Raw genomic sequence first — 13,278 nt, forward strand, 5'->3', positions numbered from 1 at the left:
ACATCCCCAATTGCCCATGATGATGACAGACTTTGTAGAGGGTACTATGGATTTTCAACAGATTTCTCGCACGCTGCTGCCGCTGCTTGGCGGCAAAGAAAATATCGCCAGCGCCGCGCACTGCGCCACCCGCTTGCGTCTGGTACTGGTCGATGACGCGCTCGCCGACCAGCAGGCCATCGGCAAAATTGAGGGGGTAAAAGGCTGCTTTCGCAACGCCGGCCAGATGCAAATCATCTTCGGTACCGGCGTGGTCAATAAAGTGTATGCCGCCTTTATTCAGGCAGCCGGTATTAGCGAGTCGAGCAAATCCGAAGCCGCAGATCTGGCGGCGAAAAAACTGAATCCGTTCCAACGGATCGCCCGCCTGCTATCGAACATCTTTGTGCCCATTATCCCGGCTATCGTCGCCTCCGGCCTGCTGATGGGATTGTTGGGGATGGTGAAAACCTACGGCTGGGTCGACCCGGGCAACGCCATATACCTGATCCTCGATATTTGTAGTTCGGCCGCTTTTATTATTCTGCCAATCCTGATCGGGTTTACCGCCGCGCGTGAATTCGGCGGCAACCCTTATCTTGGCGCAACCCTCGGCGGTATTCTTACCCACCCGGCGCTGACCAACGCCTGGGGAGTGGCTTCGGGTTTCCACACCATGAATTTCTTCGGCCTCGAGGTGGCGATGATCGGTTATCAGGGGACGGTGTTCCCGGTGCTGCTGGCGGTGTGGTTTATGAGCCTGCTTGAGAAGCAACTGCGACGCCTGATTCCCGACGCGCTGGATCTGATCCTCACGCCGTTCCTGACGGTTATTATCTCCGGTTTTATCGCCCTGTTGATAATCGGTCCGGTCGGTCGTGCCCTCGGCGACGGCATCTCCTTTATTCTCAGCACGCTCATTGCCCACGCCGGTTGGCTGGCGGGACTCCTGTTTGGCGGGCTGTACTCGGTTATTGTTATCACCGGTATCCACCACAGCTTCCATGCTATCGAAGCCGGGCTGCTCGGCAACCCGTCGATCGGCGTCAATTTCCTGCTGCCTATCTGGGCAATGGCTAACATTGCCCAGGGCGGCGCCTGTCTGGCGGTGTGGTTTAAATCCAAAGATGTAAAAGTGAAAGCCATTGCCCTCCCCTCAGCCTTTTCGGCGATGCTTGGCATCACCGAAGCGGCGATATTCGGCATCAACCTGCGCTTCGTTAAGCCATTTATCGCCGCATTGATTGGCGGCGCGGCGGGTGGCGCCTGGGTGGTCTCCATGCACGTCTATATGACCGCCGTCGGCCTGACGGCCATCCCCGGCATGGCTATCGTGCAGGCCAGTTCCCTGCTTAACTACATCATCGGGCTGGCTATCGCGTTTGTGGTCGCCTTTATCGTTTCGCTGACGCTCAAATACAAAACGGATGCTGAATAATGACGCAGCCTTCTTTGTTACCGGCGGTCCTGCAGGCCGTCATGAACCACCAGCCGCGCGCGCGGCGGGATGACCACTATCCGCAGTGGCATCTGGCGCCGGTATGTGGGCTACTGAACGATCCAAACGGTTTTATCCACTTCAATGGCCGTTATCATCTGTTTTATCAGTGGAATCCCTTCGCCTGCGATCATCGCTATAAAGGCTGGGGACACTGGAGTTCAGCGGATCTACTGCACTGGCGGCACGAACCGATTGCCCTGCTGCCAGACGAGGAGTACGACCGTAACGGCTGTTACTCCGGCAGTGCGGTAGATAACAACGGCGTCCTGACGCTGTGCTACACCGGTAATGTGAAATTTAACGATGGCAGCCGTACCGCCTGGCAGTGTCTGGCGACGCAAAATCCCGACGGTACTTTTCGCAAGCAGGGCCCGGTGCTGGCGCTGCCAGCCGGCTATAGCGGACACGTGCGCGATCCCAAAGTCTGGCGCGACGGCGATCGCTGGTTGATGGTGCTGGGCGCGCGCGATCTGGCCGACCGCGGTAAGGTGCTGCTATTCAGCTCCGCTGATTTAATGCAGTGGAGCAGCCATGGCGAAATTGCCGGTAGCGGACTTAACGGCCTGAACGATGGCGGCTATATGTGGGAATGCCCGGATCTGTTCCCGCTCGGCGACCAGCATATTTTACTCAGTTGCCCACAGGGGCTACCGCGAGAAGCCCAGCGCTTCCTGAACACCTATCCGGCGGTCTGGATGCACGGGCATTTCGACAATGCTGACGCGACTTTTAGCCACGGCGCGCTCGAAGAGCTGGATAGCGGCTTCGAATTCTATGCGCCGCAAACCACCCTGGCGGAAGATGGTCGGCGCCTACTGGTTGGCTGGATGGGCGTTCCCGACGGAGAAGAGATGCAGCAACCTACGCGGGCCCACGGCTGGATCCATCAAATGACCTGCCTGCGGGAACTCAGCTGGCGCCACGGCACGCTGTATCAAAATCCCGTGCGCGAACTGGCGGCGCTGCGCGGCGAGGCGCAAGGCTGGCAGACCGAACCGCTGGCGCTGCAGCCGATGGAACTGGCCTTCGAGGTCATGCCAGGCGATGCGCTGAGGCTGGATTTTGCAGGCGCGCTGCAGCTTTCGCTGGACAGCCGCGGCGTACGCCTGGCCCGTCGAAGCCTGGTAGCTGATACTGTCGATTACCGTTACTGGCGCGGCGCGGCGCATAAACTGCAGATCCTCATCGATCGTTCCAGCGTCGAAATTTTTATTAATGATGGCGCCGGGGTGATGAGCAGCCGCTTCTTTGCCGATTATCCAGGAGAGCTGGTATTCAGCGGCGCGACGCCGGGGGCATTCTGCTGCTGGCCGCTGCGGCCATGCATGGTAGAATAAGCGTTTTGCTTTCAGGCCCCAGGCTCGTGATGAAACCCAAACGCATTACCATAAAAGATATCGCCGAACTGGCTGGCGTCTCTAAAGCCACCGCCAGCCTGGTCTTGAACGGTCGCGGCAAAGAGCTGCGCGTGGCGCAGGAGACGCGCGAACGGGTGCTGGCTATCGCCCGCGAGCAGCACTACCAGCCTAGCATTCACGCCCGTTCACTGCGCGATAGCCGCAGCCATACCATTGGTCTGGTGGTACCCGAGATCACTAACTATGGTTTTGCCGTTTTTTCTCACGAGCTGGAAACCCTGTGCCGCGAAGCCGGCGTACAGCTGCTTATCTCTTGCACCGATGAGAATCCCGGTCAGGAGAGCATGGTGGTCAATAATATGATTGCCCGTCAGGTCGATGGCCTGATTGTCGCCTCTTGTATGCACAGCGACGCCGACTATCTGAAGCTCAGCGAACAGCTGCCGGTGGTGCTGTTCGATCGCAATCCAAACGATAGCGCCCTGCCGTTGGTGATGACCGACTCACTGGCGCCGACGGCGGAACTTATCGCCCGTATCGCCGGGCAACACCCGGATGAGTTCTGGTTTCTCGGCGGGCAGCCGCGGCTCTCGCCTTCGCGCGATCGGCTGGCCGGATTTAGTCAGGGATTAGCCCAGGCAGGCGTTGAGTTGCGCCCGGAGTGGATCATCAACGGCAACTATCACCCAAGCTCAGGCTATGAGATGTTTGCCGCGCTGTGCGCCCGCCTCGGGCGGCCGCCTAAGGCGTTGTTTACCGCCGCCTGCGGCTTGCTGGAAGGGGTACTACGCTATATGAGCCAGCATAACCTGCTGGATTCCGGGATCCATTTAGCCAGCTTCGATGACCACTATCTGTATGATTCGCTATCGCTGCGCATCGACACCATCCAGCAGGACAACCGCCAGTTGGCCTGGCACTGCTACGATCTCATCAGTCAGTTGATTGATGGTAAAACGCCACAGCCGCTGCAGCGTTATCTGCCCGCCACATTGCAAATGCGTTATCAGCCCGCCAGATAATAACGGGCCTGGATCGTGGTTCAGGCCCGTGCTGTTAACGGTTAATTGTCATCAGAAAGGTTTCGTTGGCAGATATTTTCCATCGAACGTGATCACCGCGCGATGTCCGCCTTCCGGATCGCTGACCTTTTTCACATCCAGCTTAAAATTAATCGCGCTGATGATCCCGTCGCCGAATTTTTCATGAATGAGCGCTTTCAGGGTGGTGTCGTAGACCTGCAGCATTTCATAGAAGCGATACATCGTCGGGTCCGTTGGTACGCGGTCTTCAATAGAACCTCTGACCGGGATGGTTTGCAGCAGCAAAATATCATCGTCGCTGAGCTCCAGTTTTGCGCCTACCATTTTCGCGACTTCGGCAGGCAGCGGATGCTGGCCCAATAGCGCGGCCGTCACGAAGGCTTCTGATAAACCGGTGCCTTCAACAAGCTGTGCAAAGGAGAGATCCTTTTTGGCTTTAATCAGCAAAATTTTATTCGCTAACTCCAGACGAACTTCGCGGCTAACTTGAGACTGAATCATGGTGTTACCTCGTTATATCGTAGTGAAATGAAATGACTAACCGTAAACCGGCACCGCTCGGGTATCCGGATGACCGGCCAGCGAAATAAAAGCTCTGGCATTGCCGTCATAGGCGGCAATCTCTCCCGTTTCAATGTCATACACCCAGCCGTGTAGCGCCAGACGTCCTTCCTCAAGCGCCAGACGCACCGCCGGATGGGTTTGAATATTCGCCAACTGGGCAATCACGTTTTCATGCACCATCGCCGCGGTTTTGGCCTGCGGGTCGCGATGCTCGCGGGCATCGTTCACCACTTTTGCCGAATCCGCATATTGCAACCAGTGCTTAACGGCGGGGACATGATCCAGACAGCTACACTGCGCAATCGCCGTCATCGCCCCGCAATCGGAGTGACCGCAAATCACAATATCCGTGACCTTCAGGACGGCAACGGCATATTCCACCGATGCCGACACGCCGCCGGGCTCCGGACCGTAAGAAGGGACGATATTGCCGGCATTACGGATGACAAACAGATCGCCGGGTTCTCGCTGGGTAACCAACTCAGGAACCATCCGGCTATCGGAGCATGAAATAAACAGCGTACGGGGGCTCTGCCGGGAGGCTAAACTTTTAAACAGTTCAGCGCGTTCAGGAAATGCATCACGTTGAAATTTAAGAAAACCATCAATGATTTCTTTCATGATAATGTCTACCTCGCTGTGGAATGTCAGGGAGGTTACGCGCCGCGTGGCATAAAATAAAAGTCTTGTTTATAATCAAATTCATTCAAAAAACTTATGAGTTGAACGTGTGAATATTCGCTATGTCAGATATTTCCTCGCCGTCGCCGAACATCAGGGCTTTACCCGCGCGGCGGAAGCCCTGCACATTTCGCAGCCTGCGCTCTCACAGCAAATCAGGATGTTAGAAGAGAGCCTGGATGCGCAGCTTTTTGACCGCAGCGGCCGGCATATTCATCTTACGGACGCGGGAGAAGTGTTTTTGCAGTATGCCCGTCAGGCATTTCAACTGCTGGATGAGGGCCAACGGGCTATTCATGATGTCGAAGACCTCAGTCGCGGTTCTCTACGCATTGCCGTGACGCCCACCTTTACTTCCTATTTCGTCGTCCCATTAGTGGCGGAATTTCATGCGCGTTATCCGCATATCACGCTGGATATACAGGAGATGTCGCAGGAGAAAATGGAAGGCATGCTGCTGGAAAATGAGCTGGATATTGGTATTGCCTTTGCTGGCGGAATTGCGCCGGACATCGTTTCCACCCCATTGCTACAGGAGGTGCTGGCGCTAGTTGTCGCGGACCATCACCCGCTGGCCCGCGAAGACTCCCTTTCGTTGAGCCAGCTGGCCGCGGAGGAGTTTATTCTGCTTAATCATCATTTCGCCACCCGGTTGCAAATTGACCACTGCTTACAGCAAGCCGGTTTCCACCCGCAGGTGACCATTGAAATGCATTCGATCAACGCCATCCTCGATATCATCCAGCGAACCCAATTACTGTCCATTCTGCCGCTGAAGGTCGCCGCCCAGCGTACCGGCCTGACGACCCGATTGCTTAAAGAAGCGGCGCTTGAGAGAACCGCGGTGTTAATGCAGCGCAAAGGCGCCCGGCCAAAAGCTGCAGCGCGGATTTTCGCCGAAATGGCCCAGCAGCTGGCTGCCCGAATAGAAAGTTAAACGTACGATGGCGCGGCCAGCATCTGGCCCGCCTCCTCCCTTCTGCAACAATCTTACCGTAGCCAGTATGACCATTTGCGCAAAACAGATTTCCCGCGATTGGCATACTGAAATTGTTAACAATATGTATAATTTTATCTGCTAAGCGGTATTCATTATTCCGGCTTGAACGTCAGCATTATTTTCATCCTACCTTATTCCCCCTGACAAGGAATTGACAATGAGTGAACGCTCTCATGACCGAGGTAATAGCCTTGCGATGGTCATATATAATCTACTCAATCCGGTGCCCTACGGCTTTTTTATCGCCGGTCTCATCTTCGATATTATTTATCTCTACAGTACGAACGTGATGTGGGGAAAAAGCGCCAGCTGGCTTATTGCCCTTGGCCTTATTTTTGCCATCATTCCGCGATTGATTAATCTGGCGCAGGTGTGGTTTTTTACTCCTCGACGCCCGGCGGCAAAAATTGATTTCTGGCTAAACCTTATCGCTATTATTGCCGCGTTGGTAAACTGTTTTGTTCATAGCCGCGACGCCTGGGCGATTGCGCCGCAGAACGTAATCTATTCATCGATTACCGTTATCTGCCTGCTGGTCGCCAATATTATCAGCTCAGCCTGCCTGGCTAATAATAAGGGGATTCGCCATGAATAAATTACTACTGCCCCTGCCCGTTATGCTCGCCACGGCGCTTGCCCTGTCCGGATGCGATGAGAAAGCGAAACTTAGCCCGGATCAGCAGGTAGGGCCGGATCCCGTAATGCCGAAGGCCCAGGATTTCCTGTTGCCGCCGATGCAGGTTCCCCGCGGCGTGGGCTGGAAGAGAGATGGACAACCGGCGGTTGCCCAGGGGCTGAAAATAGAAAAAATAGCCGATGGATTCCTGCATCCCAGAATGGTCTATGTCCTGCCAAACGACGATGTACTGGTCGTTGAAAGCAACGGTCCTGGCGAGGAGCCGCTGACTACGCCGAAGCAGCTGATTGCCGGGATAGTGAAAAATCAGTCAGGCAAAGGTGGAAAAGGCGGGAATCGCATTACGCTATTGCGTAAAAACGCCAGCGGCTGGGAAAAACATATTTTCCTTGAACACCTGCACTCGCCTTTCGGTGTCCAGCTGATTGGCGATAATCTATACGTCGCCAATACCGGCAATATCATGCGTTATCACTACCAGCCGGGGGCGACACATATCAGCGATGCGGGGAGCGAGCTGGCTGACCTGCCCAGCACCGTCAATCACCACTGGACCAAAGCGTTACTGGCAAGCCCGGATGGTAAGAAGCTGTATGTGGGCGTCGGCTCGAACAGTAATATCACCGAGAATGGGCTGGATATCGAATATCGTCGCGCCACCGTTCTGGAGGTTGATACGGCAACCGGCGCAAGCCGTATCTTCGCCAGCGGTATCAGGAATCCTACCGGACTCGGCTGGGAACCGCAGACGGGCAAGCTTTGGGCCATTGCCAATGAGCGCGATGAGATCGGCGCCGACCTGGTGCCTGATTATTTAACTTCGGTGCAGGATGGCGGATTTTATGGCTGGCCGTGGAGCTATTTCGGACAGCATGTGGATCGCCGCGTACAGCCGCCGCGCCCGGACATGGTCGCCAAAGCGATCAAACCGGATTATGCCCTGAGTTCCCACGTTGCGCCACTGGGAATGCTGTTTTATACCGGAAAAATGTTGCCGCAGACCTATCAGGGCGGCGTGTTTATCAGCGAACATGGGAGCTGGGACCGTTCGCCGCTGAATGGCTACAAAGTCAGCTTTGTCGCCTTTAAAGACGGCAAGCCGGTCGGTAAACCTGAGAGCGTGGTCACCGGCTTTGTCTCCCGCGATGAGAAAGAACTGTACGGCGCGCCGGTCGGACTCGCGCAGGATAACGAAGGAGCGTTAATCATTGCCGACGATGTCGGTAATACCGTCTGGCGCGTCAGCGCAAAATAAAATATCACTATCAACTATCCGGCTTCCCGCAGTCAGGGAAGCCTTTTTTATATCCTGAGAATCATTATCCATAGATATTGCCGGGAATAATTCGAGAAACAAAGTGATAAGCTGTGACATCAGGACCGCTATTGTAGTCGGCTACACCAGAACAGGTTGCTGAGAAACATTCATCATCAATGAGACGTAAAACAGATGAACCATTTATCCGCAATCAGAACCTTCGTCAGCGCCGCCGATCATCAAAGTTTCAGCGCCGCCGCCAAATTCTTAAATATCGAAGTATCCACCGTCTCTCGCCATATTTCCGAGCTGGAAGCGTATTTACAGGTGACGTTGTTTAACCGCTCTACCCGCGGATTAGCATTAACCGAAACTGGAGCTTTTTTTTACTCGCACGCCCAACAACTGTTATTACAATGGGAAGAAACCCGCCAGTTAACTTCCGCACTGGATAAACAACCTTCCGGCCTGCTGCGGTTAAGCGTACCCAGTACCTTTGGCCGTCTGCACGTTATGCCTTTTGTTGATGAATTTCTTCGCCTGCACCCCAACATTTCGCTGGATATCAGTTTTAACGATGAAGTGCAGGATCTGATTGAAGCGCGCATCGACCTGAGTATTCGCATTGGCATTTTGCCTGACTCCTCGATTCATGCCCGTAAACTGGCTTCGCAGACGCGCTCAGCCTGGGCCAGCCCGCAGTGGATTGCGGAAAACCGCCCTTCTGCCACGCCGGGCGCCGACCAGCAGCAGATCAATATCGTGATGTTTTCTCGTCTGCATGGCGCCGGTTGGTATACCCGTAAGACGGGTTCAGAAGATGAATGGCAGCGCATCCCGATTCACTACCGACTGAGCGTTAGCGATAGCGCCGCCATGCTTTATGCCTGCGTCAATCACACCGGGATTGCGATTTTACCGAACTGGCTATCGCAGCAGGCTGAAGAACAAGGGCTTATTCAACGCGTCTTCCCGGAGTGGGAATTTAGTATGTTCCCCAGCGAAACCGCCATCTGGATGCTGTACCCACAAAACAGGAGAGTGCCGCATAAAGTCCGAGCCTTTATCGACTTTATGGTTGAAAAGATTGGGATGCCGCCCTACTGGGAGGAGGCGATTCATTAATGACGAGAGAGGTTGAAGCAGGGATGTGCCGGAGGAACCCAAAGCAAAAAGGGGTTACCTTTCGGTAACCCCTTTTCATATTTGGCGGAAGCGTAGAGATTCGAACTCTAGAACCCTTTCGGGTGGCCGGTTTTCAAGGCTGCGTAAAAATTATTTAAAATCAATACGTTATGAAAATACACTGGTATATTTAGACATTATCACGTCCATATTTTTCAGTAAGTTATCCACTTCTCTGCAGATAGTATACCTCTGTCATTTTCGGGGCTGAATACGGCGCGTTTTGCCCCAAAATCTGCCCCCAAATACCCGGTATCGAAGACTATCCCCACCCGGTAACCCCTGCAGACGGTTACTGGGTGATAGCATGTCATTTAATGACATTATTTGTTGTATCTTAGATCTGATCTGACACTCTTAAGTCACAGAGCCAAACATAATCTGAAAGTCCGCTCCGTGCCAAAGGCGGAAGTTAACTACGGATAAAATTCAGCGCCCCACACCCAGAGCCGCTGCATAACGGCAATAAGCTACACTTGTTCATTATTTCCACAACAGGAAAGCCTTCCGCTGCTTCAATGGTGTGTGTTTGACATCGCGCAGTTGGGACATTTTGATCAACAACGAGCATGGCCAGCTAACGATGAAATTGATACTTGTTCGACACGCAGAAACAGAGTGGAATTGGGAAGGAATTATTCAGGGGCACAGCGATAGCTCCTTGACCTGTCGGGGTTTGCGTGAAACATCCGTCCTACTAGCAGCGTTTAGTGCAAGTGAGTATCAAATAGAGCGTGTTTACGCTTCTCCGCTTGGGCGTGCCTGGCAAATGGGGCAAAGCCTGGCTGAACACTTTCATTGTTCACTGACGGCTGAACCGGCCCTTAAAGAGCAGGCCTATGGTCAGTTTGAAGGTATGCCGTTAGAACTACTCAGACAAAAACATCCAAACTATGCAAATGCATTATTCAGGCTTGATGCAGAGTATTGTCCACCAGGGGGGGAGTCACTGGCGCATGCTTCTCAGCGAGTTATGCGTTTTTTACAAAACCTGGAAGATACCTCAACACATCAACAAACAATATGTATTGTGTCTCACGGGCATGTCAGTCAGGGCACTCTGGCAATTCTTAAAGAAGGGACTGTCGATAGTTTCCCTCGCTATGCTCATCCCAATGCAAGTTATTCTGTTATCGACCTGATTAATGGAAAATGTATTGGCCTAAAGTGGGGGATTGCTACACATTTACGTCACCTGAATTAGTGGCTACCTTCCAGGCATTGAAAACCTATCCTGCCAGAGTCATCATTATTTAAGCACAATGTCCGCTCCTCGCTCAAAGCGGACTGTCAGATTTGATTGCATTCTGCATGCACAAATTGTCAGTTGGGGTCTGGACAAATAAACACGATTACTGGATTTCTAATGCAGATAATTTCTCCTCCAGTTCGTCTACTCGCTTAATCAGCACCTTTACCGCTGCCAGCGAGTCCATCATGATTACGTTGTTATCCAGCTGCAGGCGATCGTCGTTCACCCTCTCACCGTTGCGCATGTATGGGCGGATGAATAAAAAAACATTCAATACATGGTGGAATAATGCGAAAAAGCAAGCCGCGGTGAAACTGGGTCGCCCTGTTCCGGGTACGTTCCACGATATTAAAGCCAAAGCAATTTCAGTCTATGAAGGTAGTAGCAAAGAGAAGCAGATGTTTAGTGGACACAAAACAGAAAGCCAGGTAGTAACTTACGATAGGATAGTGAAGCTATCACCGACTTTAGACGTCCCACCATTAGATAAGGAAGATTAAAAAGTAACGTAATGCAAAGAAACTCAATCCCACTGACATGGGGAATGCAAATTTTGGCTTTAGGTTAACGGGGTTGCACCGCTGACTGAGTTGACCACTAGCCCCATGATGGCGGTTGATACTGTGTCAAAAAATGATAAAACCATGATATGTAGATTTTTATTCATATGCTTCTCCTTTTCCTCGATGTTTGTTAGCGCAAGATTGTTTTTGATGCAATAAAACACGTATAAAACGGTGAGGACGAGTAGCCAAAAAAGACAGGTAGGTACGCTGCCAACTAACCCTAGCTGCGCTAGCCTAAAGCCAAAAAATTTAACAAAAAAAGCAACCGGCAAGTGAAAATAGACCAAGTGAATATACCAACACTATACCAACAGCCCAAAGCAACAAGGGGCTACCTTTCGGTAACCCCTTGTTTAATTTGGCGGAAGCGTAGAGATTCGAACTCTAGAACCCTTTCGGGTCGCCGGTTTTCAAGACCGGTGCCTTCAACCGCTCGGCCACGCTTCCGGTATGGGGCGCACTATAAACACCTCTGCCGATGCTGTAAAGCATCATTTTGTTCAACTGCCTTAAAAACAAACAAATCTGCGTTATTCGTCTGAATTTCAGGCAGTTTGCGCAGAAATTCGGCGTTAAGAACGACCTTTGACTCAATGTTTTATGATGTACATATCTTTGGTGTAGTAATAGCCCAGCTTATCCGGCTCGAACCCGCCGACCCACGGCTTCACTAAATGGGTACGCACATAGTGATAAACCGGAATCGCGGGCACATCCTCAGCCAACAGATCCTCCGCTTGCTGATAGAATTTGCCTCGCGCGGCGGTATCCGCCGCCTTCGCCGCATCATGCAGCGCTTTATCATAGGCCGGGTTACTGTATTGGCTGGTGTTTTCGCTATCGCCGGTGCGGAAGTTATTCAGGAATGACGCCGCATCGTCATAATCGGCGATCCAGGCATAACGCACGGCATCAAAATTATGCGTATGCATGGTATCCAGCATCGTCTTCCACTCCTGGTTCTGCAGCTTCGCCTCTACGCCGAGATTTTTCTTCCACATTGAACTGGCGGCGATGGCAATGCGCTGGTGCGTCTCCGAGGTGTTATAAAGCAGGTTAAAGACTAAAGGATGTCTTTCGTTAAAGCCCGCCTCGTTAAGCAGTTTTTTTGCCTCGGCAATGCGTTTGTCGCGCGGCCAGCTGGCGTAATCCGGTTGTTTCAGCGTGACGCCGCCAATATCGGGCTGGCTAATTAGCCATGCCGGACGCTGTCCCTGCCCCATCACCTTATCGGCGATGATATCTTTATCCAGCCCCATGTTGAGCGCCCGGCGCACTCTGGGGTCATTAAAGGGCGGTTTAGTGGTATTGAGTTCGTAATAGTAGGTCGCCAGCTGCGGAGAAACATTCAGCTGCGAGCCCATCGTTTTCTTCAGTAACGCAAACTGGTTCACCGGCAGCGTATAAACAATATCTATCTCACCGGCTTTATAGCGATTCACATCCGCCGCTTCGGAGGTAATCGGCAGATAGGTCACTTTATTAATTACCGTATGTTCATTATCCCAGTACTTAGGGTTGCGTTGCGCCACGATGCGCTCGTTGACGACCCACTTCGAAAGCGTATAAGGGCCGCTGGTGACGATATGTTCCGGTTTAGTCCATTTGTCACCAAAGCGCTCCACCAGCACCTTATCAATAGGCACCAACGACGGGTGAGCAAGCATTGCGAGGAAGGCGGCGTTAGGCTGATCTAACGTGATCTGCAGCGTGGTATCGTCCAGCGCTTTTACGCCGAGAGTTTCCGGCGACTGTTTTCCCTCCGAGATATCGCGGGCATTAACGATATGCATATTACCCGGATAGCTGGCGTACGGCGAAGCGGTGGTCGGCGTGACCAGCCGCTGCCAGCTCCAGACGATATCCTGCGCGGTAATCGCTGTCCCATCGGACCAGGTGATGCCAGGACGCAGATGGAAAGTCCAGACGAGGTTATCTTTATTCTCCCACTTCAGCGCCAGTCGCGGCTGAATCTCACCCTGCGGTGAAACGCTCACCAACCCTTCGAACAGATCGCTGATGATATTATACTCGACGTCGCTTTCGACCTTATGCGGGTCGAGCGAAGCGGGTTCATTACCGTTGTTCCTGACGAGCTCCTGTTTTGCTGCAAGTTCGGTACCCTGCGGGACCTGGGCGGCGATTGCCGTGGCCGCGCTGCCGAGTAAACCCAGAACCAATAATGCGTGTGTGATGTGGTTATATTGTTTTCGTTTCATTTCCCTTGCCTTTATGCTTCGTTGATACCCCTTCC

13 protein-coding genes and 1 tRNA gene are annotated in these 13,278 nt (G+C 52.9%); 9 read left to right on the plus strand and 5 right to left on the minus strand.

Annotation, left to right across the window (positions count from 1 at the left end):
* Positions 1–46: 46 nt before the first annotated feature.
* Genes KGA69_RS21795 through KGA69_RS21805 form a run of 3 tightly spaced genes read left to right on the plus strand, consistent with a single transcriptional unit; the run spans position 47 to position 3,860 of the window.
* Positions 47–1,417, plus strand: coding sequence for a sucrose-specific PTS transporter subunit IIBC (locus KGA69_RS21795; RefSeq protein WP_213292654.1), 1,371 nt, complete (start codon positions 47–49; stop codon positions 1,415–1,417).
* Positions 1,417–2,817: a sucrose-6-phosphate hydrolase gene (locus KGA69_RS21800; RefSeq protein ID WP_213292655.1), complete on the plus strand. Its 1,401-nt coding sequence runs from the start codon at positions 1,417–1,419 to the stop codon at positions 2,815–2,817. Before KGA69_RS21795 ends, KGA69_RS21800 begins: the two co-directional genes overlap by 1 nt.
* A 29-nt stretch (positions 2,818–2,846) precedes the next feature.
* The gene (locus tag KGA69_RS21805; protein WP_045397754.1) at positions 2,847–3,860 is read left to right on the plus strand and encodes a LacI family DNA-binding transcriptional regulator; all 1,014 of its coding nucleotides are present in this window, start codon (positions 2,847–2,849) and stop codon (positions 3,858–3,860) included.
* Between the two features lie 51 nt (positions 3,861–3,911).
* On the opposite strand, the gene cynS is transcribed toward KGA69_RS21805, so the two are convergent.
* Positions 3,912–4,382 (minus strand): cyanase, encoded by a 471-nt coding sequence (gene cynS, locus KGA69_RS21810; protein WP_045397751.1) that lies wholly within the window; start codon positions 4,380–4,382, stop codon positions 3,912–3,914.
* Between the two features lie 36 nt (positions 4,383–4,418).
* Entirely contained in the window at positions 4,419–5,066 is a 648-nt protein-coding gene (locus tag KGA69_RS21815; RefSeq protein WP_045397749.1) for a carbonic anhydrase, read from the minus strand.
* A 109-nt stretch (positions 5,067–5,175) separates the two neighbouring features.
* On the opposite strand from KGA69_RS21815, the gene cynR reads away from it, so the two are divergent.
* From cynR to KGA69_RS21840, 5 genes are all read left to right on the plus strand, one after another.
* Positions 5,176–6,063, plus strand: a complete 888-nt coding sequence (gene cynR / locus KGA69_RS21820) for a transcriptional regulator CynR (protein ID WP_213292656.1) — start codon at positions 5,176–5,178, stop codon at positions 6,061–6,063.
* A gap of 220 nt (positions 6,064–6,283) precedes the next feature.
* Entirely contained in the window at positions 6,284–6,721 is a 438-nt protein-coding gene (locus KGA69_RS21825) for a DUF2231 domain-containing protein (protein WP_213292657.1), read from the plus strand.
* Positions 6,714–8,018, plus strand: coding sequence for a PQQ-dependent sugar dehydrogenase (locus tag KGA69_RS21830; protein WP_213292658.1), 1,305 nt, complete (start codon positions 6,714–6,716; stop codon positions 8,016–8,018). Before KGA69_RS21825 ends, KGA69_RS21830 begins: the two co-directional genes overlap by 8 nt.
* Positions 8,019–8,213: 195 nt before the next feature.
* Positions 8,214–9,146 (plus strand): LysR family transcriptional regulator, encoded by a 933-nt coding sequence (locus tag KGA69_RS21835; protein ID WP_045397740.1) that lies wholly within the window; start codon positions 8,214–8,216, stop codon positions 9,144–9,146.
* A 643-nt stretch (positions 9,147–9,789) separates the two neighbouring features.
* The gene (locus KGA69_RS21840) at positions 9,790–10,410 is read left to right on the plus strand and encodes a histidine phosphatase family protein (RefSeq protein ID WP_072049909.1); all 621 of its coding nucleotides are present in this window, start codon (positions 9,790–9,792) and stop codon (positions 10,408–10,410) included.
* Positions 10,411–10,558: 148 nt separating this feature from the next.
* On the opposite strand, the gene KGA69_RS24260 is transcribed toward KGA69_RS21840, so the two are convergent.
* Positions 10,559–10,684: a hypothetical protein gene (locus KGA69_RS24260; protein ID WP_259678439.1), complete on the minus strand. Its 126-nt coding sequence runs from the start codon at positions 10,682–10,684 to the stop codon at positions 10,559–10,561.
* A gap of 28 nt (positions 10,685–10,712) precedes the next feature.
* Between KGA69_RS24260 and KGA69_RS21850 the strand changes: the two genes are divergently transcribed.
* Positions 10,713–10,958 carry a site-specific integrase gene (locus tag KGA69_RS21850; RefSeq protein ID WP_080941167.1) on the plus strand — a complete coding sequence of 82 codons (246 nt, stop codon included), beginning with the start codon at positions 10,713–10,715 and terminating at the stop codon, positions 10,956–10,958.
* A 425-nt stretch (positions 10,959–11,383) separates the two neighbouring features.
* On the opposite strand, the gene KGA69_RS21855 is transcribed toward KGA69_RS21850, so the two are convergent.
* A tRNA-Ser gene (locus tag KGA69_RS21855) sits at positions 11,384–11,471 on the minus strand.
* Positions 11,472–11,614: 143 nt separating this feature from the next.
* Entirely contained in the window at positions 11,615–13,243 is a 1,629-nt protein-coding gene (locus tag KGA69_RS21860; protein WP_045395632.1) for an ABC transporter substrate-binding protein, read from the minus strand.
* Between the last annotated feature and the right edge of the window lie 35 nt (positions 13,244–13,278).

Origin of the sequence: Klebsiella sp. A52 (assembly GCF_018388785.1) — a bacterium.
Taxonomy (GTDB): domain Bacteria; phylum Pseudomonadota; class Gammaproteobacteria; order Enterobacterales; family Enterobacteriaceae; genus Klebsiella; species Klebsiella aerogenes.

Bases quoted from the DNA above. Each gene is read 5' to 3' on its own strand.
- KGA69_RS21795 (WP_213292654.1), top strand. From the start codon at position 47: ATGGATTTTCAACAGATTTCTCGCACGCTGCTGCCGCTGCTTGGCGGC.
- KGA69_RS21800 (WP_213292655.1), top strand. From the start codon at position 1,417: ATGACGCAGCCTTCTTTGTTACCGGCGGTCCTGCAGGCCGTCATGAAC.
- KGA69_RS21805 (WP_045397754.1), top strand. From the start codon at position 2,847: ATGAAACCCAAACGCATTACCATAAAAGATATCGCCGAACTGGCTGGC.
- cynS (WP_045397751.1), bottom strand. From the start codon at position 4,382: ATGATTCAGTCTCAAGTTAGCCGCGAAGTTCGTCTGGAGTTAGCGAAT.
- KGA69_RS21815 (WP_045397749.1), bottom strand. From the start codon at position 5,066: ATGAAAGAAATCATTGATGGTTTTCTTAAATTTCAACGTGATGCATTT.
- KGA69_RS21825 (WP_213292657.1), top strand. From the start codon at position 6,284: ATGAGTGAACGCTCTCATGACCGAGGTAATAGCCTTGCGATGGTCATA.
- KGA69_RS21830 (WP_213292658.1), top strand. From the start codon at position 6,714: ATGAATAAATTACTACTGCCCCTGCCCGTTATGCTCGCCACGGCGCTT.
- KGA69_RS21835 (WP_045397740.1), top strand. From the start codon at position 8,214: ATGAACCATTTATCCGCAATCAGAACCTTCGTCAGCGCCGCCGATCAT.
- KGA69_RS21840 (WP_072049909.1), top strand. From the start codon at position 9,790: ATGAAATTGATACTTGTTCGACACGCAGAAACAGAGTGGAATTGGGAA.
- KGA69_RS21850 (WP_080941167.1), top strand. From the start codon at position 10,713: ATGAATAAAAAAACATTCAATACATGGTGGAATAATGCGAAAAAGCAA.
- KGA69_RS21860 (WP_045395632.1), bottom strand. From the start codon at position 13,243: ATGAAACGAAAACAATATAACCACATCACACACGCATTATTGGTTCTG.